Source organism: Segatella salivae F0493 (assembly GCF_000477535.1).
GTDB lineage: Bacteria > Bacteroidota > Bacteroidia > Bacteroidales > Bacteroidaceae > Prevotella > Prevotella salivae.
The window spans coordinates 107,287-133,825 of the sequence record NZ_AWGW01000025.1; the positions used below are offsets into that span (position 1 = coordinate 107,287).

General features: G+C 42.6%; 25 protein-coding genes and 4 pseudogenes. 13 read left to right on the forward strand and 16 right to left on the reverse strand.

What is annotated here, in order from left to right; all coding sequences use genetic code 11:
* Positions 1–25 precede the first annotated feature (25 nt).
* From HMPREF9145_RS08100 to HMPREF9145_RS08110, 3 genes are read left to right on the forward strand one after another with little or no spacing between them, the layout of a single operon-like run.
* Entirely contained in the window at positions 26–271 is a 246-nt protein-coding gene (locus HMPREF9145_RS08100) for an acyl carrier protein (RefSeq protein WP_021825834.1), read from the forward strand.
* Between the two features lie 20 nt (positions 272–291).
* Positions 292–1,662 (forward strand): MBOAT family O-acyltransferase, encoded by a 1,371-nt coding sequence (locus HMPREF9145_RS08105; protein WP_021825779.1) that lies wholly within the window; start codon positions 292–294, stop codon positions 1,660–1,662.
* Positions 1,663–1,665: 3 nt separating this feature from the next.
* Positions 1,666–2,673, forward strand: a complete 1,008-nt coding sequence (locus tag HMPREF9145_RS08110) for a hypothetical protein (RefSeq protein ID WP_021825966.1) — start codon at positions 1,666–1,668, stop codon at positions 2,671–2,673.
* Between the two features lie 253 nt (positions 2,674–2,926).
* Here the strand turns inward: HMPREF9145_RS08110 and HMPREF9145_RS08115 are convergent, their stop codons facing one another.
* From HMPREF9145_RS08115 to HMPREF9145_RS08165, 12 genes are all read right to left on the reverse strand, one after another.
* The gene (locus HMPREF9145_RS08115; RefSeq protein ID WP_021825796.1) at positions 2,927–4,240 is read right to left on the reverse strand and encodes a hypothetical protein; all 1,314 of its coding nucleotides are present in this window, start codon (positions 4,238–4,240) and stop codon (positions 2,927–2,929) included.
* A gap of 32 nt (positions 4,241–4,272) precedes the next feature.
* A complete protein-coding gene (locus HMPREF9145_RS08120; protein ID WP_021825887.1) occupies positions 4,273–4,953 on the reverse strand; it encodes a hypothetical protein in 681 nt (226 codons plus the stop codon).
* Between the two features lie 28 nt (positions 4,954–4,981).
* Entirely contained in the window at positions 4,982–5,770 is a 789-nt protein-coding gene (locus tag HMPREF9145_RS08125; protein WP_021825909.1) for an Omp28 family outer membrane lipoprotein, read from the reverse strand.
* A gap of 5 nt (positions 5,771–5,775) precedes the next feature.
* On the reverse strand, positions 5,776–7,407 hold the full coding sequence (locus tag HMPREF9145_RS08130; protein WP_036907091.1) for a DUF6029 family protein: 1,632 nt from the start codon (positions 7,405–7,407) through the stop codon (positions 5,776–5,778).
* A gap of 4 nt (positions 7,408–7,411) precedes the next feature.
* On the reverse strand, positions 7,412–7,903 hold the full coding sequence (locus HMPREF9145_RS08135; RefSeq protein ID WP_021825989.1) for a TlpA family protein disulfide reductase: 492 nt from the start codon (positions 7,901–7,903) through the stop codon (positions 7,412–7,414).
* A 97-nt stretch (positions 7,904–8,000) separates the two neighbouring features.
* On the reverse strand, positions 8,001–10,427 hold the full coding sequence (locus tag HMPREF9145_RS08140; RefSeq protein ID WP_036907093.1) for a C10 family peptidase: 2,427 nt from the start codon (positions 10,425–10,427) through the stop codon (positions 8,001–8,003).
* Positions 10,428–10,600: 173 nt separating this feature from the next.
* Positions 10,601–10,948, reverse strand: a complete 348-nt coding sequence (locus HMPREF9145_RS13950) for a hypothetical protein (RefSeq protein ID WP_231369776.1) — start codon at positions 10,946–10,948, stop codon at positions 10,601–10,603.
* A 17-nt stretch (positions 10,949–10,965) separates the two neighbouring features.
* Complete coding sequence (locus HMPREF9145_RS08145; RefSeq protein ID WP_021825847.1) at positions 10,966–12,027, reverse strand: relaxase/mobilization nuclease domain-containing protein; 1,062 nt, start codon at positions 12,025–12,027, stop codon at positions 10,966–10,968.
* Positions 12,017–12,442, reverse strand: a complete 426-nt coding sequence (locus HMPREF9145_RS08150) for a plasmid mobilization protein (protein WP_036907095.1) — start codon at positions 12,440–12,442, stop codon at positions 12,017–12,019. The genes HMPREF9145_RS08145 and HMPREF9145_RS08150 overlap by 11 nt, the downstream gene beginning before the upstream one ends.
* A gap of 338 nt (positions 12,443–12,780) precedes the next feature.
* Positions 12,781–13,215, reverse strand: a complete 435-nt coding sequence (locus HMPREF9145_RS08155; protein ID WP_021825819.1) for a DUF3408 domain-containing protein — start codon at positions 13,213–13,215, stop codon at positions 12,781–12,783.
* A gap of 4 nt (positions 13,216–13,219) precedes the next feature.
* A complete protein-coding gene (locus HMPREF9145_RS08160; protein WP_021825861.1) occupies positions 13,220–14,224 on the reverse strand; it encodes a toprim domain-containing protein in 1,005 nt (334 codons plus the stop codon).
* Between the two features lie 182 nt (positions 14,225–14,406).
* Entirely contained in the window at positions 14,407–15,672 is a 1,266-nt protein-coding gene (locus tag HMPREF9145_RS08165) for a virulence-associated E family protein (RefSeq protein ID WP_021825922.1), read from the reverse strand.
* A gap of 456 nt (positions 15,673–16,128) precedes the next feature.
* Between HMPREF9145_RS08165 and HMPREF9145_RS12905 the strand changes: the two genes are divergently transcribed.
* The 6 genes and pseudogenes from HMPREF9145_RS12905 (at position 16,129) to HMPREF9145_RS08190 (ending at position 18,857) form a co-directional block, all read left to right on the forward strand.
* Positions 16,129–16,413 (forward strand): helix-turn-helix domain-containing protein, encoded by a 285-nt coding sequence (locus HMPREF9145_RS12905; protein ID WP_081697712.1) that lies wholly within the window; start codon positions 16,129–16,131, stop codon positions 16,411–16,413.
* A gap of 69 nt (positions 16,414–16,482) precedes the next feature.
* Positions 16,483–16,734, forward strand: a complete 252-nt coding sequence (locus HMPREF9145_RS12910) for a helix-turn-helix domain-containing protein (protein WP_231369784.1) — start codon at positions 16,483–16,485, stop codon at positions 16,732–16,734.
* A gap of 88 nt (positions 16,735–16,822) precedes the next feature.
* Positions 16,823–17,242 carry a VOC family protein gene (locus tag HMPREF9145_RS08175; RefSeq protein ID WP_007574371.1) on the forward strand — a complete coding sequence of 140 codons (420 nt, stop codon included), beginning with the start codon at positions 16,823–16,825 and terminating at the stop codon, positions 17,240–17,242.
* Positions 17,243–17,255: 13 nt separating this feature from the next.
* Complete coding sequence (locus tag HMPREF9145_RS08180) at positions 17,256–17,525, forward strand: helix-hairpin-helix domain-containing protein (protein WP_007574372.1); 270 nt, start codon at positions 17,256–17,258, stop codon at positions 17,523–17,525.
* A gap of 178 nt (positions 17,526–17,703) precedes the next feature.
* Positions 17,704–18,135 (forward strand): HU family DNA-binding protein, encoded by a 432-nt coding sequence (locus HMPREF9145_RS08185; protein ID WP_021825926.1) that lies wholly within the window; start codon positions 17,704–17,706, stop codon positions 18,133–18,135.
* A gap of 108 nt (positions 18,136–18,243) precedes the next feature.
* A pseudogene (locus tag HMPREF9145_RS08190) lies at positions 18,244–18,857 on the forward strand (DNA alkylation repair protein).
* Between the two features lie 262 nt (positions 18,858–19,119).
* Here the strand turns inward: HMPREF9145_RS08190 and HMPREF9145_RS08195 are convergent.
* A pseudogene (locus HMPREF9145_RS08195) lies at positions 19,120–19,521 on the reverse strand (hypothetical protein).
* Positions 19,518–20,207: pseudogene (locus tag HMPREF9145_RS08200) on the reverse strand (site-specific integrase); the annotation flags it as partial. The pseudogenes HMPREF9145_RS08195 and HMPREF9145_RS08200, both read right to left, overlap by 4 nt.
* Positions 20,208–20,965: 758 nt before the next feature.
* Between HMPREF9145_RS08200 and HMPREF9145_RS08210 the strand changes: the two are divergent.
* From HMPREF9145_RS08210 to HMPREF9145_RS08225, 4 genes are read left to right on the forward strand one after another with little or no spacing between them, the layout of a single operon-like run.
* Positions 20,966–22,342 (forward strand): AAA family ATPase, encoded by a 1,377-nt coding sequence (locus tag HMPREF9145_RS08210; protein ID WP_021825892.1) that lies wholly within the window; start codon positions 20,966–20,968, stop codon positions 22,340–22,342.
* Between the two features lie 13 nt (positions 22,343–22,355).
* On the forward strand, positions 22,356–22,946 hold the full coding sequence (locus tag HMPREF9145_RS08215; RefSeq protein WP_021825876.1) for a hypothetical protein: 591 nt from the start codon (positions 22,356–22,358) through the stop codon (positions 22,944–22,946).
* Between the two features lie 2 nt (positions 22,947–22,948).
* The gene (locus HMPREF9145_RS08220) at positions 22,949–23,800 is read left to right on the forward strand and encodes a hypothetical protein (RefSeq protein ID WP_021825836.1); all 852 of its coding nucleotides are present in this window, start codon (positions 22,949–22,951) and stop codon (positions 23,798–23,800) included.
* A 2-nt stretch (positions 23,801–23,802) separates the two neighbouring features.
* On the forward strand, positions 23,803–24,801 hold the full coding sequence (locus HMPREF9145_RS08225; protein ID WP_021826017.1) for a virulence RhuM family protein: 999 nt from the start codon (positions 23,803–23,805) through the stop codon (positions 24,799–24,801).
* A 212-nt stretch (positions 24,802–25,013) separates the two neighbouring features.
* Here HMPREF9145_RS08225 and HMPREF9145_RS08230 read toward each other — a convergent pair.
* Positions 25,014–25,274, reverse strand: a pseudogene (locus HMPREF9145_RS08230) (hypothetical protein); the annotation flags it as partial.
* Positions 25,271–26,536, reverse strand: a complete 1,266-nt coding sequence (locus HMPREF9145_RS08235) for a site-specific integrase (RefSeq protein ID WP_021825955.1) — start codon at positions 26,534–26,536, stop codon at positions 25,271–25,273. The pseudogene HMPREF9145_RS08230 and the gene HMPREF9145_RS08235, both read right to left, overlap by 4 nt.
* Positions 26,537–26,539 lie beyond the last annotated feature (3 nt).

Here is a 26,539-nt window from a genome sequence, read left to right on the forward strand (position 1 = left end):
AGGACTTATAAAAATAAGAAACAGAATGGAAAAAAACGAAATCATGCAGGTTTTGAATGGCATTTTCTCTGCCGTGTTGAACCAAAGTAACCTCCAACTTTCTGAAAACATGACCACCGATGATATCGAGAACTGGGATTCTCTGACCAACATGACCATCATCAGTGAGATAGAAAAGCGTTGGAACATCCACTTCAAGTTGCGCGATATCATTCGTATGAAGAACATTGGCGACATGGCTGATGCTGTCATCAGCAAGAGTCAGCAATAAAGCGACAGACAGATTGCATCATGGAGTTTATCTCAATACCGTTTGTCACCTGCATGCTGGTGGCCTTTATCCTGTATTATGCCTTTAGAAAACGACGCCAGCAACATGCTGTTCTGCTTTTGGCGAGTATGGTTTTCATTGGCTATTACCACCTTGCCTATCTGCTGACGGCCTTTGGCATCACGCTTTTCACCTTCTATGCAGGCCGCCGCATTCATCCCCATGTCAACACTCCGAAGGCCGGTTGGTGGCTTTGGACCTCGGTGGTAGCCTTGGTTGGCTTCTGGCTCGTGGCCAGATACTACTTCAGTTTGTTTCCACTTGGCATCTCTTTCTACACGTTCCAGGCCCTTTCCTATCTCATAGAAATCTATTGGGAAGAGGAACCCGAGGACAATTTCATCGACTTTTCACTCTACATGTTGCTCTTCGTGAAGTTCCTTTCCGGCCCGATTGAGCGTGCTTACGACCTGCTGCCACAGTTCAAGAAAGCACATGCGTTTGATTATCAGCAGGTGGTTGGCGGATTGAAACTCGTGGCATGGGGAGTTTTCTTGAAGCTTGTCATCGCCGACCGCATAGGTCCTTCGCTCGACAGTGTGCTCGACAACGTGCGCCAGGCATCGGGAATGCAGCTGCTGCTCGCCACACTTCTCTATCCCATTCAGCTCTATGCCGACTTTGCCGGCTATACAGCCATGGCGCTTGGATTAGGCCGAATGCTCGGTTTCAAGCTGCAACCCAACTTCAACCGACCGTTTATTTCAACGTCTACGGGCGAACTTTGGCGCCGTTGGCATATCTCTTTGTCAGCGTGGGTGCGTGATTACGTGTTCACTCCACTGAATGCTTCGCTGCGCTCATGGCATCGCTGGGGCATCTATGTGTCGCTGTTGGTGACGTTTGTCAGCATCGGTGTGTGGCATGGGGCAGGGTGGACATTCGCCTGCTACGGTCTTTGTCAAGGCATCCTGATTATCATCGAGACCCTTTTGGGCAAGCGCAGAGAGCGTCTCTACAATGTCTTCGGACAGCGTGTAGGGCGCGTGTTGATGATTATCCGCACCTATCTGTTCTTTGCCTTGTCGCTGCTTTTCTTCCGTATAAGTTCGGTTTCCGACGTGCTCTATACCTATCGCCACCTCTTCGACGGTTATCTTTCATCGGTGAAAGAGTTGCGTCTTGGGCTTTCCGACTATTATTGGATTGTCTTTGCAGTGGCCGTTGTGCTGATGTTTGTCATCGAAGCAGTCAATGCCCGACGTGACCTCATCGAGTCGAGCAGCCGTTGGCGTGCGCCCATTCGCTGGACTTGTTATTTCGCAGTGGTGCTGATAGTGCTGTTCTACGGTGCTTTCGGCGTTGAAAACTTTATTTATATTCAGTTCTAAGCCATGGAAAAGAAGCATAAACTATTGACATTCTATCTGAAATGCCTTGTCATCAGCCTGCCTGTACTATTGCTCGTGGCCTTCTATGCCTATAAGGATCCGTTCATGGTGTTGCGCAGTTATACGGATTACGACCATTCCTGGGTGGTGCAGGATGAGGGTGCCGTGGCTTGGGAAAAATACAAACAGCAACGCCGAAGCTGCCATTACGATTCGTTTGTGATGGGCACTTCGTGCACGAAAGCCTTTCCATGCTCCATTTGGCAGCGCCATATCAACGGGCATCCATTCCGCTTTTTCAGCAATGCTGAAGGCTTGGGAGACGTCAGTCTGAAGCTCGAAGCACTCGAAGAACAGCCGGGACAGAAGATTGAAAACCTGTTGTTGGTCGTTGAACGCAGTTTCTTTGAGAAAGAAAGTGCCCAGGGCGGCATCATGCATCTTATGCCTCCGGAGGTGACAGGCAAGAGTTGGGTAAGCTATCAGACGGAGTTTCTGCAGAGTTTCTTCTATCCGAAGTTCCTCGTTCCCTATCTGAAATATGCCTTTACAGGCTACCGTGACCCCAAGGCCTCAGGCGTATTCTATGACGATTTGCCGTCACGCGACCGCGTCACCAACGAGGCATTGTTGCCCGAGGAGGCTGAAATCAAGCGTTTAGGTGAGCGTTATTGGCAGCAGGGCGAATGGAATTCGGAGAGCCGAAAGCCGCGTGAGGCCTCGCTTGCACCGCGTGTCTTGGGCGAAAGACAAATCAGAATGCTGGCTGATTTGCAGAATTTCTGCGAACGCCACCACACGAATTTGAAGATGGTTATCGGCCCAAACTATCAGCGGGAGCGCTTCAATCCGGATGATTTAGACATACTTCTGCATATTTTCGGCCCGCAGTGCGTCTATGACTACTCACACGACGACCGCTTCATTGACTTCCATGACTATTATGACATGAGTCATTATCGGGCCAAGGTGGGCGAAGCCATCATGAAAGAGATATATGGGAAAAGGTAGCTTTGCAGCAAAGGCCTTTGCAATCTGCATGAAATCGCATTGTAACTTGCTTTAAATCACACGGTGATTTGCCGTATTTTACCGCGTGAAATGACGCGAATTACGCGATGATTTGCGTCGTTTCACGCCACGATGTAATGGCACATGTGGCGAGAACAAATTGCATGTATTCTGCAAACGAACGGATGGCGTGTGCTATTGTCGGTCGATGATAGGGCCCATGGAGGTTTGTTTTTATTCCGCTTTACCGCTATCAGTGTGATACAACCTCTTTACACACACGGCCATTACTATATTTCACGAGGTTAATTCCTCGCTGTGGACCATGTAAACGGCGGCCATCGAGGGTGTAACGCGCTACTTCAACGGCTGTGTTTTGACCTTCTTTCACGGGAGATATGCCTGCAGGGTCGGCATCGGTGATGCTACATTTGGCTGCATTTTCAATCTGTCCATTCGCCGTATTTATCAATAGTACGCATACTTTCAGCTTCGTTTTGTCGTGAAGCAACCTGATTTGAGACACATTGAACACTTGATTGAAGCTTTTTGGCTTATCAATCTCTATCGGATTCTTTATTAAATATTCTCCATTTGGATTGTAAACACCCCTTGCTGCGACTGCAGTGAAGTCGTTGGGATAGCCCCTTAGCGCTCTTGGAGAATTGATAAACTGATCAAGTTCAGTTGAAATGCCGAGTAATCCAGTATCTCCCGAATAGTGATTATTTTGTACCCATGCCGTGTTTGCCTTTCCGTCTTCTGTCAGTACATAGGCAATGGCGTATGGTTTGTCTTGAGGTGTGGTACGAAAGGTAACGCGAGGGGTAATGGTGACATTCTCTTTAGCTTTATCCCACTGTGCAGTTACATCAACATCCATGTCTGCTCCCATAGCCATTTCTTCTTCAAACTCGGTGACGGCAGTGAAATTAGGCAGCAAACGGCTTCTATTCATTTGGAGAGTAGGGTATCTTTGGATTGCAGCGGCATTCCAAGCATAGTCTGAACAGGTAAGCGGATCAGTGATATGAATGGCAATTCCGATGAAGTTTTCAGGGTAATTCCGTTCTAAATTCTTCATAAGTGCGATGCCACGTGGGCAGTATTGGCACCACATTCCCGTGTATTCTTCGACCACAATGCGTCGATGGGCCACTTGCGTAACGGTGATTCTCGGCAGGTTTGCATAGGGAAAAGTGGCTGTGTTGGCTTCACCATTGACCTTGGTAATTTCAACCTGCAATTCTGTTTTCGACAGTTTAGTGTCTGGCGGCACATCTATTGCAATGGTGCCCACGTCCATTCGCCTTAAAGGTTCTTTCATAACATATTTCTTTTCATATAGAACTGTGCCCTGAAAAGAAAGCTTATAAGTGAAATTTTGAACCGGAGTCCTGCCGTAATTGGTAACCAATAGTTGACCTTTTGCACTCTCTGCGCCGATAGGCACATAGACTTTCCGCCCTGTGGAGGGGGCTAAGCTATAATCATCTGCACTGATGTGGCTTGGATAACAAAGGAGGGTGATGAGTGCAAGCAGCTGAATATAAAAATGTTTTGTCATATCTTAGAAGATGTTGTTTTGGGAATAATGGCTTAGGATGCAATATATTTGCGAGTGAACAGCTTTCCTTTCTTCCCTTTGTACTTAATAATATAAACGCCCTTAGGTAGTTTTGTCAGCGTGGTGAGCTGTTTATAAAGCAACATACCCTTAGTATTGAAAACATCAAATGTGCTTCCTTCCTGTAGTGATAAGGCTGTAATGCCAGCGTCACCTGGAACAAAGTCGACTGTGATTTGAGGCCCTTCTTTCTCTGTAATCACTCCGTTTGCTTGCACTTCACTGATGAAAAGTTGCAGGGTTACTTTGCATTTACCCTTCGAAGTGAAGATATGTTCAATAGAAAGTTCCTCTTTTCGTGAGGCATTGAGCGTCGAAGGTCCCAATTGGTAGACACCCGTTGTCTGCTGAGAAGTGCAATCTCCCAATGTACATACCGTTAGATTACCTTCTTCCATGTTAGTAATGGTGTAGGAAAGTTTCACATTCTGCGCCTTATTTGACTTGTTAGAAATGAACAATCTCATAGCCATTTGTTTCTTTTCTTGGTCAAAGAGAGCACTTTCTACTTTGTCTTGAACAAGAGTAGAATGAGGAGTTATCGTTTCATCTTTGTCATTAACAAAAACAACTTCATTTGTTGTAGACTGTGCTTTTGCACCAACGATGATGCAGATGAACAGACTTAATAAACTAAGTAATCTTAATTTCATGCTTTATCTTTTAGAGTTTCTGATTTAATTATGGTTGGGTTATCTTGTGCCGGGTGACTTGTAACACCCCACTTTCATTATAGAAGAAAGCCACTATCCATGCTTTATCAGGCTTGATGCCCTGAGGAAGTGTGTAAGTTGTTATCTCTTTGTGAGCTTGTTTGGCGGAAAGTGTGAGTGCTTTACCCCAATTTCCGTTAATAGCAGCACGCAAAATATGGTGGTGTATGTAGTTCTTGTCAAGCTTGTTGTTAGGGAAAAGCTGTGGCGCTACTATGCCGTCTTCTACAAGCCAGAGTTGAAGTAGGCCATGTATATCATTGGTTAAGGTCTTCAAATCCGTCTCTATCTCTACCCGTTGGTTTGTAGTGGTGTATTGACATTTAAGTTCTATGGCCACCGTTGTAGTCCGGTTAAACTCTTCATAGACTTGTCCTGGCCACGCTTCTTTAGGAAGTGCGCCACCACGGCGGTCGAAAATGGCTTTGGGAACATTGGGAATAGCCCAATGTTGATAGTAAGTATCTCCTACTTCCGTGCGTAATCCAACAAAGTTAGGTGTCGTTTGGAGGGCAAGTGGGCCTGCATGGATAGCAACGGCTATCAATTTGTCGGCTCCATAGGTAGCTTGTAGCTGCGAAATTGCCTCAGTTGCTTGAGGACAATAAATGCAACGCTGCCCTGTAAAGTCTTCAATGAGCACATTACGCTGTATAGTTGCAGCAGGAACTTCAATGAAACGATGGTCGGAATCAATCGAGTCGCAGCCCATTAGCAGTGTAATGCCAGCCAAGAGAAGTACATATAAAGTTTTCATTTCAATCAGAAGTTATAGTTATAAGATAGCGTAAGCCCTTTGGTTGCAGGGATATAGCGACACACTCCGCCTGAACAGTTAAAGCCAGCACGCGTGCGTCCGTAGCCCATTTGCAATCTGTGTGCTCCCCTATTGTATGTAATAAAGCCTTGATAGTAGTGTATATGGGTACTGCCGAGATTGTAGAGATCACTTAATGTGACCATCCAATGCGGAGCAAGTGACAATTCTGCCAAGCCAAAAGCCCAGTCTTTATCGCCATTTTTCGATGAAAGATACTGACCTTCTACGCGTAGTATCGTCGTCGTTGATAGCTTTTGTTTCACCTCAGCGACAAAGATTTGTGAGTTTAACATGCCTCCATGTCCTTCAAGTAGGGTTTGATTGTATCGCTGATTCATAAGCATGACGTTGAGTTTTGTATCTTTTCCAAGGCGCTTCTCTAACTGCACATCGACATCTTGATAGTAAGTAGAAGGTCCCCACGCCCAAAACGGACTCCCATATCCGTCAGTTCCGCTCCCACCTACATTGTTCTTGCGCACGGAATGAATGTGTGAGAAGTTCAATTTGACTGTAGTTCCATATCTTCCCCCAAGACTTGAGCCTTTCGGAAAGGTGTAAGCGCCTGCTGCTTGATAAGCCCACTCTCCCTCAGGACGCGTGGCATAGGGATAAAGTGCAGCCAAAGTATAGGTGTGTTCTATAGTGAAAGCCGGCATATGATTAATGAAAGAAGACGCTCCTTCCATTCCTCTATTACTGCGAAATGCCATATTTGTGCTCCTCTTTGCTTGTAGAAGTAGGCTCTTACCACGCTTAGAATATGAACAAGAAAGCATTGAAACATAACCATTTCTGTAAATATAGCCGTTGTCTTTTGAAGGATCTTGTGTCTTCATTGCTATCTCTGCAAGCACATTAAACGAGCGATGTTGCAGATGAAAGCGAACATCATACGCATTAACATAGCGAGGAAGACGTAGCCGATGGGTTGGATCCGTCATGACAATATCCTCTTTCTCATATTTATTAACGTAGGAAAAGCCGAGCATTACATAGGTATTATGCTGCTGAAGTCCCTTAAACCACTCGTCAATATTCCACTCAATGTCACCTCCAGTCAGCCAACTGTTGTTGTGTTTCCAATATCTTCGCTGACGTCCTGCAAGCATTTTCACCGCTAAACCAGCCCAAGGACGAACGGAAAATCGTAGTCCTTGCAGTGAGTTATCAATGCCGAGACTTCGTTCTTCATAAGTGCGAAGGATGAAACCCGAGCCAAATTGCTCATAGAAATCACCTAAGGTTAGTTCGACATTCTTATAGTTTCCTTTCACATAAAGATAAGGAAGGCCCCACCCTTTGAAGTCTTTCTCAAAACCAGGAAGTGGATGTTGCAGGTATTCCAGCCTTGTTCCAGCCTCTACATAACGGCTTGTGGCCTTTAAATTCAGATAAGTATTCGTCAAGAAATGCCCATCGTGAGCGTCTGCTCCCGTTGATTTGTCTCTTTCAGGAAGCAGAATATCGCTCTGAAAACTACCCGAAAGACGTAATTTATCAGGCTGTTCCTGTGCACTAAGTGATATATTTGCTGCGCCAATGAGCAGCATTATCATCGTCCATCTCTTCATAATCCTATCTACTTCCGACGGCTTTTATCTTCTCATAAAGCTCTATTTCCGCGCCATCTGTATACCCATTGTGCTTATAAACGATGTTTCCCTGACCATCAAATAATATGGTATAGGGAATCATCTGAATGTTTAATGCTTGCCGTAATTCGCTGTTTGGGTCAAGCAACACGTCATAGCGCCACCCGTTTTGGTCTACTAAAGGCTTTACTTTATTAATATTCTGCCCCTCATCTACGGCAACAGCTATGATTCTTACACCTGTTTCTTGCCGCCATTCATCGTAGAGTTCGTCTATGGTTTTAAGCTCTCGATTGCAAGGTTTGCACCAAGTTGCAAAGAAAGCAATCATAAAAGGTTTCCCATTATTAGATAAAGTATCCGTCTGTATGGTTCTACCTTCAATGTCTTTAAGTATTATTTTGGGTAATCTTCCTTGCGCATTGCTTCCTAAACACACAGGTAACAGGCAGAGGAATAGCAGAATTTTTCTCATCTTATTTGTTTATAGAACTGTTATAATGATATAAAAAAGAGCGTGAGTTGAAATGAATGATAAAGAGAAGTGTCGGGATTCGGCGAGGCAAACCCTTTTATTTCTTTACTTTCTTTCCGTTAATTATATAGATTCCCTTAGGCAATTGGTCGATAGGACTGGCCATACGAATGCCTTGAAGATTATAAATTACAGGGACTTTTGAGTTTTTTTCCGTCACCGGAACAACCGCATCGGCAGACGAGGCAACAGCAAACTGCACACGAGGAGTTACATTATTCCACACATCTACACGTTGTCCATCTTTCATTATCTCTACATGTATCTCATAAGTATGGTTTAGTTTCAAACGATTGAGTGGGAATTCAACGAGCGTTGTCTTGGGGTTTATGTAGCTAAAGCGAGGGAAAGAAACATAAGATTTAGAACCAACGTCGACATATTTCCCCTCAGAAAGGTCCATCACACAATAATAAAGTGGACCTGAATAGCCTGTACTGCCACGCAATTCTGCCATTACCATCAGCCCCAACTTTGTTATTTTTTGCGGGTTAAACACTTGTAATTCGGTCTTCTTTCCATCAGAAAGGAAGTCAATTCCATTGATATTGAGTTTGAAAGGAGCTGTATTTGGCAGCACATTAACCTCAATCGGTGTATCCGTTGTAATGGGAATCTTCTCAAAAGTCTTGTTTCCTTTATCTACATTAATAAAGAAGTGCACTGCATAACGGCCTGCAAGAAGAGCATTACTGACGCCATTTGTAGCATAAGATGTTAATACTGGAGCCCGCATCGCAGTCGTTTCGAGCCGCTGAGCACATACAAACTCTGAGTTAGGAGCAGTGTATTTAATGCCATTCTCTTTGCCTTCAAACTCTACAATGAGGTTTCCGCGCACCTCTTCCCAGCCATCATTGCGGACAACTAAGCCTAAAACTCCTTGGTCTCCACTACCTTGATACAAGGGAGCAAGCTGATCTGGTTGCCCAACTAAAGAGAGAGGAACGCGTGCTGCAATATCTTTCACGAGGACTCTATTGTCAGTTAGTTCTACGGTTTGCGTGTTAGCATAAGCTATTGGCTGCCATCCTGAGTAGGTAGAAGGCTGCTTTATAAGCTCATTTGATAGTGGTTTAAGCGTATAAGTGCCATTGGGAAGTCCTGCAAAATCAAGGTTATTGAAATCTACCATGGTAGTAGTAAAGATGCTACTAAGACTGGTTTCTTTTTGAGAAGAACTGAAAAGCTTCACTTGTTCACCTTTATTATTATAGAGACCAAGCCCAACCTTTCCCGTAAAACGCCCAAGACTGCCATTAATTGGGCTATTGCTGCCCAACTTTTCTATCTTTGCATTCAACACCGTTCCACGCTCAACATCTTGTTCTTCGATAGTAAAAGCGTGCATACTTCGCGTTTCAAGTCCTCGTGTTTCGGCAAATTCTTTATGCTGACCATCCTTTGGATGCGCAAAAACGACTTCTATTTCTTCATAGAACTTGCCTTCTCTTAATCCAAAACCACTAACATTAAGGTAGATAGTATTAAGGTCAAAATAGCCATCAAACGCACCACCCCAGCCCCAATTAGCATGTACATAGCCGCGTCTATCATATCCATCGAAGACAAAAACGTGTGAACCTCCACAAACAAGTACAGGATATCCATCGGCAAGTTCATTGAGAAGTATTTCATGAAAGGTGCTTGCCAGCATATAATCTTTATATACATGGCGCACAGAATACCCAAATTTATTGCGCAAAGCCTCCATAGCGTAGTGTAGATTTGAACTACTTCCCAACTTAAAATAAGTCATATGAACAGCCTTACCAACGTCTCTCATCAGCACACCTACAGCGTCTCCGCCTCTTGCATCCATTTCACTTGCTTGGTCTCGCATGTCTTTCCATAGATAATCGGCACTCTGTTGTGCCTCCGAACCATCTGGATTAACATAAGAAGATGGGCGCTCTTTCGGCCACTTATGATGGTATAAGAGTTGTGCCGTGGCTGTAGCGACACAGCCAGTTGGCGTATTTACCCCATCCTGTTTAGGCGTATACTGATTAAACGGATAGCTCTGCTCCCAATGACACGTGAGTAACGGCAGCACTTCTCGCTTCTTAGGAAGTTTCACCGAGGGCACCGTGACCTCCCCAGCACGTACTGCCAACACCACATTTTCATAGTGTTGAAGCATTGCTTTGAATTCTTTGGGGATAGGTTGGTGGGCATTCTTTGAGTTCAAAGTGCCATAACCAACCACTTCATTGAGTTTACTTTCTCCTGAAACAACAACAAATCGGTTGTCGTTTGCATTTGTAAAGAGATAATAAGCAGGCTGCTTTTCAGCCCCTGTTGCACGTGTCAAGGCTGTGGTCGACTGCAATTCAGGATTTGAAAGATACTTCGATGCTATCAATTTTGCGGCATTCTGTCCCACAGGTTCTGCCCACATTAAAGATGTTGCGGCGCAAAACACCCCAAGCAACGACATCCTAAGGATATAATTCTGTTTCACTTTTGTATTTAGGTTTAATGCTTTAGATTCTTGTTTTGTTATAAGGTAGCTAAATCTATGATGTGCAAAGGTACGTGTTTTATTTGTAAAAAAAGAATTAAATCATTCTAAAGTTAAATTAAAGGATAGCCCAACCGCCTTTAATATCCTTTGAATAGTCGTGAAAAACATTTCTAACAGCGTTCTAAACTCCTTGCCTTTCTGAAACTATCCGTGGTCAATGAGCGTGAAGGATGAGGAAGATAGTTTGAGGACTCATTAGGAAGGGCAATGTTGTTGATAATAAAGAGCAAAATGAATTGCGTCAATTTACACGATAAGATAATTATTAAAATGTATCTAATTGAAAATAAAGAAGTTACATTGTTTGTCCAACTAAGCTGGTAACGATTTAGAAACGAGCGAGCTACTTGGCTTCGCTGTTTTCTGCCTGACAAAGAACGCTTGTTATTCTGTTTGCAAAGATAATACTTTGTTACCGAATAACAAGCGTTCTTGATGAGATATCCTTCTTTCTGCATTTTTTCTTAGGCGTGAGTTATAATCCTCTTCCACGTTTTTTCTTTCTGTTGGCTTGGTTCCTGAGCTTGCGCTGCCACGCTGTTTCAGCATAGTCATTGCCCTGTGTGGATGGTGTAATCAAATCACCTAACCCTTCCACAACTTCACCGGCTGCACTAACAATGGTGTCTGCCACTGCACCAATGGAGTTCTGCGCTCGTGGAGTATCATTGTCTCGTAAGACAGTGAAACGGCTTTTGGGTACAAGCTGATAACCTGTATCAGGCTGTTCTTTCTTTTCAGTTGCCTCCTGCATTGCTTGGTGTGGTTTCTTTGGTTCTTTCCTGTTGGTTCCTTCAAAGTTCTTCTGCAAGGAGCGGTAGCCGAACTCCCTGCCAATTTCGGAAGTCTTGAACGATTGTCCACCAAATGAGAACCTCAAGCCATAGACATTACCTTGCTTGTTCTTCATACGCTCTATAATAATGCTCTTCTTGTTCAACTCGTAAAGGAACATGGAGTATCCCGTGATACCTCTACCTTTGTATTTTTCAAGTAGGGCATAGCAAATCTTCTGTATCTGTTGCTTGGTCTGTTCTCTCGTAGGATTGGTCTTTGCTTTTTGGTGTTGTCTTTCCGCCTTTACTTCCTTTGCGATGGTCAAGCCTTTCTCTCTGCTTATTTCCTCCGCCACTCTTGCTGCCCTGTTGCTCACAAAAGTGGTATCATAGACCTCTCCGCAGAGGCTGATACGGTTAGCAATGATGTGAATGTGTCTGTTGTCGGTGTCCTTGTGCGTTACCGCCACCCATTGGTGGTTGTCAAGTCCCATTCGCTTGGCAAACAGATGAGCTATTCCCATAAGCTCGGATACAGGCAGTCTTTTCTCGTCTTGTGGTGCGATGCCTATTTCGATACGGAGGAACTTGTTCCTGCAACGGCTGTTATGGTCGCTGACCACTTTCATTTCTTCATAAATCGTCTTTGCCTCCCTGCTGCAAAGATTGTGAAAAGCAAGCCGATAACCGAGTTTGCCTTCCCTAAATATATAGTCCAGAGCTGTGCTTCCATGCGCTATTGCTTTGCATTTACCTATCATCTCTCTTCATATTTAAGACCTTATATATTTCATCGTTCACACGAAAATGAGGGTCGTAGAATCTCTTAAATGCCTCTTTGGCACATAGGGAAAGGTTCTTTGTGATATGTACCCACCTTTCATCCTTAACCTTGATAAGGTTGGAAACCTGCCCATAGAACCGTCCTGTATGCTGAAGAATGGTAATGGCTTCCCTCTCGTTGTCGGTCATCTTGGGGACGGCTATTATCTCGCCGTTAAGGAGTATCTCACGGCAGTAATCCGAGAACTTACGCCCCGCGCTTTCCGCCTTTGATTTGATACGCAGCTTTTCCTCTAAGGTGCATCTTACCTTGATGAACTCCGTCTTGTTCATCTTCTGTTCTTTCTTATCCTTTGGCTGCCATCGGGCAGCTTTTCCTTTGTATCTATTCATATAAGTTTCCTTTGAAAGTTAATCATTGCAGATGATTCGTTGTTGCTTAATTCCCGAACACTGACCGATGAGAACGGAGTGATTACGGTCTTATCTCCCCGATAGTCTGACGAGGGGAGCAAGAGCAGTTTGTGGGTACAAACTGACGTCTTGCAATGTCAGCTAACGAAACGTTTACGTACAAGGCGTTTTACAGCCGAAAAGTGAGTGCCGTGCATTCTATGACTAACTGCATTCGTGGCATTCTCATAGAGAACTAAGTCGAAGAAGAAAAGGTAGACCTATTTTGAAGAAAGGGTAGACCTTTTTCCAGAAAACCGTCTACCTTTTCTTACGGCTTACAGTCTTCTCCATTTCTCTATGTCCTCACCATATTCCTCCAGATGCTGACGCACGATGTTCTCCACAAAGCTTGAAAGGTTGCTACCCCTGTCGCCTAATCTACGCACAATAAAGTCGGCACGCTCCTGTGTCTCCCTGCTCAGATAGACCGCCTTTCGGTTGCTCAATTTTATCGGGACAAGGTAGGCTTGCTTGTAGGCTTCGAGCGTTTCCTTTCTCATCTTGGCACTGATGCGCCTTTGAACGGTTGCGTTCTCGGTGTGCTGTGCAGGTTCAGAGTGCTCGCTACTCTCTGTTTCCTGTTCGATAGTTGGACTTTCCGTTTCAGGAACCGCAGTTTCCTCTTGTGAAATAGATTCGCCCTCTGTTTCATCTTCCATACCCAAATACCATGAAAAGTCTTTGTCTATTATCTTTGTTTTCTTTTCCATATCTTTATTTCCTTTTATATTTAAATTGTTTTGATTTCTTGCTCTCATTTTGTTCAGTAACTGGTATCAATGTCTGTTCTTGTGCTTTTTGCTTCTTCTGCTCACGCACACGACAAATATGAAACTCGTTGAGGTCTTTGAAGTTCTTGTAATATATGGACATATCTTCTACCTTGAAACCTGCTCTGATAAGTTCCCCAACTGCTTTTCTTCCAGCATCGTCATTGTCAAGGAAAGCACGAATATGAGTTAGGTGTCGATCGTTCAGATAGCGGACAGCCCTTGCCACATTGCTCACAGAGTTCATTACAAGGCAGTGGAAAGTGATTTCCTCTTTCATTGAAAGGAAAGAAAGAAAATCTATGAAGCCCTCAAACACACATACAGGCTGCCTTTTGTCTGTTGTGTGTTCTGATTGTTTGTTCGTAAATATCGGAGTAATATCCTTTGGTGCTATCGTCCCCTTGAACGAACCGCTATCCCGAAGCTCATAGCCGCCAGAGAGATTGGCAAAGCCAATGGCTTGATAGCGCCTGCCCCTTACCTCATAGCTGATACATTTGAGGAAAGGCATAGCCTTTTCCAAGTTGATGCAACGCACCTTTGTAAGGTACTCCTGAAAATGTGGTGGCAGAGTGTCTGATATTTCTATCAGTCTCCTTGCTCCATTTACAGCCATCACAGGCTGGGAATTATTTGGCACGAAGTCATTAAGAAAACTATATGTGCCATTATCGGAAGCGTTCTGTCCCAAACGACGGATAGCTTCCGATAGCGTGCATCCCTCCATACGCATACAGAGGTCGATGATGCTTCCGCCCCTGCCTTCGGCATAGTCTATCCAAAGGTTCTTCTCAGTGTCCACCTTAAAACTCGGATGCGTTTCCTCTCTGAGTGGTGAGCGGTACAGCGCATAGGAAGGTGTCCTACGTACAGGCTTGATACCCCTCCTTTCGAGATACTCCACAATGGGGTATCGCTTGATAAGTGATAAATCTTCTTCTTTCATTGTTTTGATACTTTAATGGGTTGAATGATAATTATTTATGTTTGTCTGTTTTTATGGTTTTACCTTTTCCAAAGTTTTTCCCCTCCAAACTTTTTCATCTTTCTTCTTACTACATACTATTCTGTGATAAGTGATTGATAATCAGTGTTATTTTGTAGTATAAGGCAATACTACACATTCTACTACATTTGGCTACTACAAGTTTGAAGGAGCGGGCATGGCAAGATTTTCCTAATCTTATAGACATAGATGGGCCTACCACCATTTCTTCGTTTGCTCACCTTTATGTATCCTGCTTTCTTCAAGGCTTCACCCATACGCTTGGCAACAAGTGGATGGTGAGTATAAATACCCAAATAAGTGAGTATCTCCGTAGTGGTCATTAACGAATAACTTTCATTCTCCGTTGGCTTTTCAAAACAACGCAACAAAAGCTCCATCTCTGCAGTCTGTACTTGAAAGTCCTCACTCTCTCTGTATAGTTCGGCAATCTCATCATCATCAAACCAATAGCGAAAGTCTGACTTTAACAGGGCTTTGGCTTCCGCATAAACATTGTTCATCGAGATCGCTTTTGCTCTCTCAATATCTATGGAAAGCACTTCAAAGGGCAGGAAGCGTCTGCTTCCTGTAGGGTCTGTAAGAAAGTCATTGCCGTTCACTGATTCCACAAAGCTTGCCAAGTGGGGATGCTCCTCTACATACTTGTCGTAGGGCATACGGTACTTGACCATCGGACAGGTGATGAGGTTTTTGAGTTCGTTCTCGTCCCGCTTATTGAGGGCTTTGAGCTGGTCATCTATGTTTACGATAAGGTTCTGACCGATATAGGTGAGCGTGTCCTTCTCCTGCGGATATATCTTGCCCGTGTAGCTATAGCCATGTAATGCAGGTGGGCAGAGCAAATCCAAAAACGTGGTCTTGAACTTGCCCTGCTCGCCCGTCAGCACGAGGCAGGTGTGGTTACGGCACTCACGGTCGTCCATTGCGTTGGCAACTACTGCCACGAGCCACTTAGTAAGATACGGCAACCATTTGTCGGAGTTGCGCACGACCACGCAACTTGCCAAGTGGGGAATGGCTTTCAGTGAAAAGGAGGAGCTGCTACTTACATCCACCAATGGCAATCCCTTGAAATACTCCTGTATGGGGTTGATGCGTGGAGAGAAGCTACTCTCGATGATAGAGTATAGATTTTCCGATGAGGTTATTATCCCGATGTCGTTGTCTATCTCTCTGCGGAGCGTGTTGATTTCATAGCGACCCACCTTTGTGAAATCGCTGCTATTCATTCTACGGTATTCGGTTCGTCCCAATACCATGTTGTATCTGAACTCATAGCGAGAGGAGAGATAGGTTTCTATCTCTGAGTTCTTGGAGGAAGCCTTTCTCGGTCTGAGTGTGCTGTACCCACCCTCCAATTTGCCTTTATCTGCGCTTGTTTTCATTATATGCTTGGTTTGGTTTCTGAGAGTGAAGTTATCAAGAGAATGTCAAAGTGCCAAGCATTCAAAGAGTGCTTGCATGATGTTGCGCACATTGGCAATGAATTTCTCACGGATTTCAGGTAGGAAACTGTCGGAAAGCATGGATTTAAGCCCCAAACAAGAGGATAAGTATAGAAACGATGCAAGAAAGGAATGTGTTTATTTGCTCCAATCCGAATAGCATTGCGTCAGATAAAACGGATATGATAAAATGGAGTATGGAGGCAAAGAAAGAGAGCGACAATCCTTTTGTCTTTTCCTTGTTTTTCCCTGTATTTCCTTGCTGCTCTCTCGTGCTTTGAAGTATGGCAAACACATCATATTTTTGCAGGCAGAAACGTGCGATGAAACGCAGAACAGACAAAGGTATTGTCAATACTAATAAGACAGAATTACAAACAAAACAATAATAAAACTATGGGATATTTTATCATTACGGATTCAAATTGGACAAGGCTCAGGAATGAGATTCTCAGCCTTGCCGAGACCTGCCACAAGACATTCGGGGAACAGAGCAAGCACACGGACTGGCTGCACAATGGTGATGTGTGCAAATTGCTTAACATCAGTAAGCGTACCTTGCAGCATTATCGTGATACAGGCGTGCTGCCATTCTCCCAAATCGGGCATAAGTGCTATTACAGGCGTGAGGATTTGGAGCTATTGCTCCAAATCAAATCAGAGAAATCAAAAAACGGATAAAACTAAAATCAACAGATAAATAGGAAGATTATGGAATAGGTAAGAGACTTGAACATAGAGGCGGACGATATGCAGGTGGTGCTGTCCGCTATCAGCAGTGTAAGTAGAAGGATAAAGGAAGTAGCACAAACCCACAAACCGTTGTTTGGTGGAGAACATTTCCTAACGGGCAAGGAGGTGTGCGAGCTGCTGTATATCAGTCCCCGTACCTTGCAGGACTATCGCGACCGAAAGGTTATCCCCTACACGCAGATTGCAGGGAAGATACTTTACCGATTGTCTGACCTACAGCGAATTTTGAAGGAGAATTATCGGAGATAAAGCATTTGCAAGAGATGTTTTTTGCCGTTTTCTTTGCCTTCCTCCCTATAAATGAGTAACTTTGTGCAAATTTTATAATGTATAACTTATGAGACAGAAATTCACTTTAATCACATTGGGAGTAAAAGACTTTCAAAAGGCATTGGCTTTCTACGAGGGCTTAGGCTGGAAGAAATCGCAACAAAGTCAAGAAGCCTACGCATTGTTTCCTTTGGGTGGGATAGTTTTAGGATTATATCCACTACAAGAATTGGAAAAAGATACAACGCTGAATTATCAGCAGGCATCCTTTTCGGGCATGACAATCAGCTATAATGCCACATCGGAGGAAGAAGTCAATGCTGTGATGCAGGAAGCCGAACGGTTCGGGGCAACCATTGTAAAGCCTGCGCAAAAAGTGTTCTGGGGCGGTTACAGCGGCTATTTCAAGGATTTGGACGGCTATGTGTTCGAGGTAGCCTACAATCCTTTTTGGAAGATTGACAATGAGGGCAACCTTGTCATGTAATTCGTCAGACGCAATGACCAAAGAGCAGACCATTAAGGAACTGACGATAATACCCGGAATAGGGAAATCGCTTGCAACCGACTTATGGAATATAGGGATAACCTCCATTGACGACTTGAAAGGCAAAGACCCCGAAGTTCTCTTTACTTTGTCCAACGACTATGCCAGAGTGGTGCAAGACCGTTGTGTGCTGTATGCTTTCAGATGTGCGGTTTATTTTGCACAGACGCCGCCAGAGCATCGGGAAGAAGAAAAACTTAACTGGTGGTTTTGGAAAGACTGAAAAAACAGACGTCATATTCTCGCAAATATGATGTCATATTTTATTGGGAATGACATCATATTTTTGTATCTTTGTCCGTGAAAGCCTAAAAGCATGCCAGCCGACAAGGAAAAGCCCCTCGCCTTGACGGACTGTAAAGCAATAAAACAGAGGAGCAAAACTAAAAACCAAACAAACCATGGCAAACAGACCTTTAGCCTACACGCTCACCGAGCGCAAGGCAACCATCGGAGCGATGGCAGGAAAAAAAGTGCTTCAGGCACGTCCCACAGGGCGCAAACGCATCGACCATCGCAGTTTCTGTGACGAGATGGGACACGCAACGACATTCACTGGTGCCGAAGTGGAAGCCGTACTGCGACTTGCCGCCGAAATTGCGAAACTACATGTGGAAAACGGCGACATCGTAGAGTTTGGCGACATCGGTACGCTCACGCCATCTTTCCAGAGCAAAATCGTGGAGAAGGGTAAGACGGAGTTCAACCCCAACATCCACATCACCAAGCCCATTGTCCGCCTATCTCCCTCGAAGAAGTACTTCACGCTCTCGGGTGTAAGCTATGAACGTGTGGAAGCACCGGCGAAGAAAACGGCGAAGCCTAAACCGTAGGTGGTGGCGGAGGAAACGTAAATCCGTAAAATATCCAGTTCCTGATTACTTGGCTGCGACGGGTTAAGCCTGTCGCAGCGATTGTTAAAAAGAAACAGTTGTTTAAGTATGAATGTAGATAATATTTTAAGTAGGATTTTAGAAATCGAACACGGTTTTCAGCATATTCTTGGTGGGGCTGATGAGGTATTTTCGGCATACTCAAAGGGACAATGTTTTGAACTTGCCCTCACGTTGTTTGAGCACGAAGCCTATCAAGCCCGAATGTTGGCGACAACGATATTGGGCAGATTGGCAATAACGAATAATAATGCACTTCGTTTTCTGAAAGAACAAGTAAGCACCGACGAAAATTGGCGTGTGCAGGAAATGCTTGCAAAGGCTTTTGATGAGGTCTGCAAACACAGTGGATATGAAACGTCCTTGCCACTTATCGAAGAGTGGATAAATGACAATAATCCGAATGTAATCCGTGCTGTAACGGAGGGATTGAGGATTTGGACAAGTCGCCCATACTTCAAGGAAAATCCATCGGTGGCTATTGCTCTAATTGCTAAGCACAAGGCACACAAAGCGAATATCTTCGGAAATCCGTAGGAAACGCTTTAAGGGATATAAGCAAGAAGCACGCAGAGTTGGTTCAAAGCGAAGTCCAAACATGGGACTTGTCTAATTCAAAAGTTCTGTTTACTTACAAACTAGCAACGAAGTTGTTGAAATAAAAGTTCGCACTATACACTTGGTGCTCTTTTCCGATACTCAAAATGAAGTTGTAATGTAAGAAGACAAAGTTAAATCACAAGAAACAAACGATGTTTTCTGTTTTTGCTGTGAAAAACCTGCAAGAAGATGGTAGCGTGTAGTCAGACTGTAGTAATAGCGATTTCTACTTCCTGACTACATGCTTAACCTTTTCCTTTCACCGTATTCCCTCTTTTTGTAGTTATGTAGTAAGATAATATCGGTGAAAGAGAAAGAAATGTTTCAGCTATTCGTCTTGTCGGTTAAGAATATCGGTGTTATGATGTTTGCCGGGCGGCATTTTTCCCTGCAAATGTACTTTCTGAACAGATAGGCTTCCGTGCTGTCCAACTGATAAGACAAGGCAATGATGATTGAAAGCGGATAAAGCAGTGTATAGCCTTTTGGTCATCCGTTCACAAAAACTTCTTCCTCACCTGCATTCCTTTCGTCAGGGTGCAGATGAGATGTTTTCAGAAGCAGTTGCAGGTGATAATTGAGTTTCTTCCATGTTACACCGAAGAAATCTACGAGTTCACTCTCCGTCATGGCTATATCGCCATTTCCCTTGCGAACGATTTGTATATTGTCGCTCCATTCAAAATAGCTGCGGTCTCTTTTTGCTTGATGATGATTGACGTTCATATCGCTTCCTCCTTTTGATATTTCCTAATCAGCCTGTCCATATCCTCTGAAATCTTATTGTCAGTTACTTGCGCATAGATTTGTGTGCTGGCGATAGATGCGTGTCCCATCATCTTGGCAATGCTCTCAATGGGAATACCGGCACTCAGACTCATCGTGCCGAACGTATGCCTTGCCATATGGTAGGATAACCTTTCTCTAATGCCGCAAGCTTTGCCCACGATGCTTAGCTTTGCACTCATTACACTTCGGCTGCAATCACAGGGAAAGACAAGGTGATCTGTCATTGTTTCAGTTTTACCTTCTTCTTTCACCGATTGCCCTCCTCCGTTTCTCTCCTGTTCGGCCTTGCAATGTTTGATAATGACTTCGGCTATCGGATGCAGGGGTACGACAAACTCCACCTTTGTCTTCTGCCGTTCCTTGCGGATATACTTCTGCCCGTCCGCTGCCGTTTGGATATGTCCATATTGCAGGCATTCCATGTCGGCAATAGCTAAACTTGTAAAGCAAGCGAAGATGAACATCAGCCTTGCCTGTTCTGCTTCCTTGTCGTTTACTTTCAAAACCATGAGTCTGGCCACATCGTTCTTTTGCAGAAAGCGTATCTTCTGTTCCGTTTTCTCGTACTTGGCATTTTCAAAGGGATTACAACGAATGAGCCTTTGGCAGACTGCACGGAACATCGATATATCTGGCCGACATATGCCTTTATCATCTGCCTGTTGATATGGAATATATAATGAGGGTGTGTCAAAATAGGCACACCCTCACATCCTAAAGCTTCAAAATTACTTCCTGTGCTTTGTCGGGCCAACTTTGACCTTTTCTACTATAGTTGTGCTCGGGTGCTTTTGTGCATATTCGATAGATACAAATTGCCCCGTTTTAGCACTTCTTCCTTTTTCTATTGTCTTAGCCATCTTTTGATTTTTTTAGTTAATACTATGCGGTAATCTTCCGTTTCCGCTACGGTACACTTAGGTGTTGCATACCATTCACCGTTCATTCCATCAAGTGTTTACCTTGTATGTGCCTCAGGGCAGCAAAAGAAACATCCGTCAACATTGCTATAGTGTTTCTTTGCCTCTCTTACAGCATCCTTGCCATTTGCAAAGAAACCTAAACAAATTCGGTTTTCTACCGATGGCAAATATCTACAACTCGATGCATGAACTTCATGTTCCCCCGTAGGCTGGGCAATTTTGTTTACGTAGTAAAAGTCACTCATAATAAAGATTGTCAACTCTCTGGTCCATTATCCAGGGTCTTAATTTCGAATTGACGCAGCAAAGATATGAACTTTTTCTCTTTAAACAAGAGTAAATGTGAAAAAAACTCATTTTATAGCATAAAAAGCTGGATTTGCATCGAATTATTTTGTTTTATTGAGAATTTATCTCTATATTTGCACAAGTTTATTGTATAATCAATGAGATAGTATATGTTACAGCAATTTATAGTTGAGAATTTCCTCTCATTTAAAAACAGGGAAATCTTTTCTCTTCAACCCAGCAAGGGTACTTTGAAAAAAGAGCATAAGATAGAACCCATTAAAGGACAGTGGGTATTAAAGTCTGCTGCAATGTTTGGAGCAAATGCTGGCGGAAAAAGTAATTTCGTCAAAGCAATTGACTTAGGGAAAAAACTTGTTTTAAGAGGGACAAGAACAGGTGACTTAATAGACTTCTACCCTTTTCGGTTGAGTTCCGAAAATAAAAAAAAGGATACAACTATTATTTATCGTATGCTCTGTGGTAACAAAAAGTATGAATATGGGTTTAGCTACAATGCAGAGCAGATAAGTACGGAATGGCTAAAACAAATAAACAAAAACAGCGACAGCGTTATTTTTGAAAGGGAAACAGAAAAATCGAAATTCGAAATTTCATATCTTCTTAAACTCAATCCCAAAGAAGAAGAATCACTGTTCTTGTCTTTCCTAGCAAAGGCAACGCCACAAAGGCAATTGTTTCTTCATGAGGTTATGAGTCGTAACATTCATGAGAATGTATCAAATATTGAAGATTTGGATATTGTTATTAACTGGTTTGTAAACTCTCTAAAAATTATATTTCCTGATACACCGTACAAGCAGGGTGTGCTACTTAAAGCGGCGGATGATGATGACCTCAAACGCGGTTTCGGGGCACTTTTAAGGTACTTCAATACAGGAGTTGATGGCGTAAAATTAATTGAAGTACAATTTGAAAAACTTGGAATTTCTCAGGATTTACAACGTGCAATAAAAACAGATTTGTCAAAATCCAATACCGACGAGGCTTTTGGAGCATTGCATTTTGATGATAATTTGTATTTAATCAACTTGATTAATGGCGAAATTAAAGCCAAAAAATTAATGACCGTTCATAAAAAAATCGATGATACAGATGTAGAATTTTTCTCTCTTGGCGATGAGAGTGATGGTACAAAACGTTTATTTGATTATATTCCACTTATCTTGGATTTGATTCAAGGGGGAAAAGTTTTTGTTGTTGATGAAATGGAACGTAGTTTACATCCTTCACTTATTCAGCAAATAATTATATTGTTTTATAAGTATTCAAAAGATGTGTTCAGTCAACTCATTTTTACCACTCATGAGAGTTCCTTAATGAGTCAAAAAATATTCAGAAGGGATGAAATATGGTTGATGAAAAAAAATAATAAAGGAATTAGTTCATTTGGAAGGATGGATGGTTCGTATAATGTGCGTTTTGATAAGATGCTCCAAAATAGTTACCTCAATGGTGAGTATGGAGCAACACCCATATTTGAAACAGAAGAGGAGATAAATAAATTATTTTCATCTTTTAAATAACTGGCGATACAACATGGTAAGTTTTGTTTCTAAATTTTTGTTTACAGCTACGGTAACGGCACCAGTATTCTTGTCACTTGGATTAATTGGCATCATAAAGGATAGTAAGAATTATTTTCAATATTGGAATAAGCTGCTAGAAAATAACATAATCCCTAATAGTTTTGAATGGTGGAGCATAAATATAAGTTTTGCATTTATGCTAATATGCCTTATTGGCATTAAGATATTCCTTCGCAAAAAATCTTGTAAATGTGGGAAAGGAAAAACGATTAAGGCACAGTTTTATTCAAATCTGTCTCAAAACAGTGCTGAGCAGGTAATATCATCAATAATTCCTTGGCTGACTATATTTGCTGACAGACTTGATTTTATGGTATTATTTGTGTGTATAATACTTCAATGTTGTTTTATTGCAATTGCAAGTTATAATAACAATAACTATAATTTACTGTGTTCAATATGGGGATATCGTTATTATGAGGTAAAAACGGAAGAAAATACATATATTCTTATTTCCCAAAAATGTATTAGAAATAAGAATGAAATCAAAACGTTTGTTGAGTTGACAGATTATATGGGTCTAATCATTAATGACAAATAATTATGAGTCAATTTTACGCATTGATGCACGACAATACTGTAAAGTATATATCTCTAAAAGAAGAGATTGTAACCGATGTTAGAAATCTCTTTATAAACGGAGGTGCTATATTAAAACCTGAAGGTATAGAAGAGGATGTATTTGATGGTAATATCTTAAGCCGAAATGGAGAAAATATTACGTATGTCAATTATAACTTACCAGAAGATTTTATTCATATACCAGATAATCAAGCTGACATGTCTGAATATAATATAAATGAGGACATACCTAAAAGTATATTTTATTACAATGACGGGAAAATTTATTTTCAGGTTTTTAACAAGAAGAATATGTTACAACGTAAAATGGTCTTACAGTTTGAGCATGGGAACGTATTTACTAAAATGAATAACACAGCTTTTATTGTTGAGGATAAAGTTCATGCTATATACGAGGATGGGAAGTTGTATTTCCAGAATTATACAATTGCAAATCAGATATTCTCATTAATAGATTTCATCACCGAAGCCACAAATACTGAAATTGAATCCTTTGGAGAGATAGAAGGCATCAATGTAAGTACAGAAAACATAAAACATATTGCGAATATAAAGACTCGTCGACTTATAAAATTATTATCCAATACAGATAATATTGCAACTTTTATGAGAAAGGCATCTCGAACAAGAACTAGTCTTTTAAGGAAATATGGAGTAAACGCACAAATCAACGAAAACAATGAATTAGTATTACTAACTAATAATGTTGCAGATTTGAATCGCGTCTTGGAATTTCTTAATGAAGATATATTTAGAGGAGTAATCACCGATAGCCTTTACCGATCAAATTCAAAGAAAAAAGATAATCATTAACTATGATCGATGAGAATAAGATAATACTCTATCAGGACGATAACGAAATAACTCGTGTATCGGTACGTTTTGCTGATAAAGATCTGTGGCTTACACAGAATCAGTTGGCGGAAATTTATTGCACTACACAACAAAACATTAGCCAACATGTGGACAATATATATAAGGACGGAGAACTTGCCATAGAAGCAACTAACAAGAAATTCTTGTTAGTTCGACAAGAGGGAAATCGTCAGGTAAAACGTAACATTGACCACTATAATCTTGATATGATAATTGCCCTTGGCTATCGTATTCAATCGCAAGTGGCTACTCGTTTCCGCCGCTGGGCAACACAGCGGCTTCACGAATACATTCAAAAGGGATTCACTATGGACGATGAGCGGTTGAAACAAGGAGGCAACCGCTACTTCCGTGAATTATTGCAACGTATTAGGGATATTCGTAGCAGTGAGCGCAACTTCTACCAACAAATTACAGATATTTACGCCACAGCCACAGACTATGATTCTCGTGACGAGATGACAAAGATGTTCTTTGCTACCGTGCAAAACAAGTTGCACTATGCAGTTCATGAGAATACGGCCGCGGAAGTTATCTACAATCGGGTGGACAATGAAAAGCCGTTTGTCGGCATGACAAACTTCAAAGGTTACTATGTAACTAAGGACGATGTGAAAATCGCTAAAAACTACCTGTCTGAGATTGAACTCCAACGTTTGAATCTGCTTGTTTCCGGGTTCTTGGATTTTGCAGAGTTCCAAGCATTGGAAATGAATCCCATGACAATGAAAGATTGGATAGAAGCATTGGATAACCAGATTATTGCTCATAAACGGAAGGTTTTGATTGGCAAGGGAAACATTTCGCATAAACAGGCGATTGAAAAAGCAGAAAAGGAGTTTGCCATCTATCGCAAACGCGAAATGGATTTGCTTGAAAGCGATTTTGATAGGGAAATCAAAAAATTGAAAGACAATGATGGCACTAGTTCAAAATAATTTTTTAAATTTGTATCAAGAAATCATCTGCTTCCACGATGTGCAAAACGCAGAAGTCTGACGGTAGAGCAATAAGAGGAGAATACTGTTAGGGTGATTCTGAAAAGTAATGATATTGAGCTACTTGGGAAGAGATTACGATTCATGGTGGCACCACAAATGAAAATTCATAAAAGAGGTTGTCCGGTTTTTAGGATAACCTCTTTCTTTTTATACTCTCGCGCATAGCCTTTTGGTCTTCCGTTCACAAAAATTTCTTCCTCACCTGCATCCCTTTCGTCAGGGTGCAGATGAGATGTTTTCAGAAGCAGTTGCAGGTGATAATTGAGTTTCTTCCATGTTACACCGAAGAAATCTACGAGTTTACTCTCCGTCATGACTATATCGCCATTTCCCTTGCGAACGATTTGCATCTTGTCGCTCCATTCAAAATAGCTGCGGTTTCTTTTTGCTTGATGATGATTGACGTTCATATCGCTCCCTCCTTTACTTTCTCCTTTTGATGTTTCCTTATCAATCTGTCCATATCCTCCGAAATCTTATTATCGGTTACTTGCGCATAGATTTGTGTGCTGGCGATAGATGCGTGTCCCATCATCTTGGCAATGCTCTCTATGGGAATGCCAGCACTCAGACTCATCGTGCCGAACGTATGTCGCGCCATATGGTAGGATAACCGCTCTCTAATGCCGCAAGCTTTGCCCACAATGCTTAGCTTTGCACTCATTACGCTTCGGCTGCAATCACAGGGAAAGACAAGGTTATCTGTCCTTGTTTCAGTTTCACCTTTTTCTTTCACCGATTGCATTATTCCTCCATTTCTTTCCAGTTCAGCCTTGCAATGTTCGATGATGGCTTCCGCTATCGGATGTAAGGGCACGACAAACTCCATCTTTGTCTTCTGCCGTTCCTTACGGATGTACTTCTGTCCGCCCACTGCCGTTTGGATATGTCCATATTGCAGATGCTCCATGTCGGCAATAGCCAAGCCGGTAAAGCAAGCGAAGACGAACATCAGCCTTGCCTGTTCTGCCTCCTTGTCGTTTACTTTCAAAGTCATGAGTTTGGTCACATCCTTCTTTTGCAGAAAGCGTATCTTCTGCTCCGTTTTCTCGTACTTGGCATTTTCAAAGGGATTACAACGAATAAGCCTTTGGCTGACCGCACGGTACATCAACCTGCTTAGCCAGCAAAGATAGCGGTTGATGGTTGCAGCTGCCAGCTCTTGCTTTTTAAGAAAGAAACGATATTCTTCAAACAGATCTTCCGTAATGACAGTAATGGGTATATCCTCGTTTCCTCTGTCCTTGACAAACTCCGTGAGCATCTTGGCAGAGTAATACAGGTTCTGATAAGTTCTCTCCGTCTTTGACTTCCCCACGCATTCTTTGACGGATTGCAGTTCTACCCTGCTCATGGCAAGCAGCGTTGTCGGATGGGTGGCAATGCCCTGCAAGCAGTTCTTGATTAGCTCCACGCTGACCACTCCGCCCCTCGTCAGTAAATCCTGATAAGTCTTTTCTACAAGTTCTTTGAACTCTGCAAGCCTTTTGTTTATTCTTTTGTCGGTAGCCTGTCCTTGTTTGGCGTTCCACTCTGCCAGCGGACATTCCTCTCCTGTGGTTATAGCGGAACTCTTCCCATCTATGGTAATACGGCAGAGAATGGTAGTCCTTCCGTCTGACTTTGTCTTCTGTCTGTTGATATAGAACAATATCTTGAATGTACTCCTCATTGT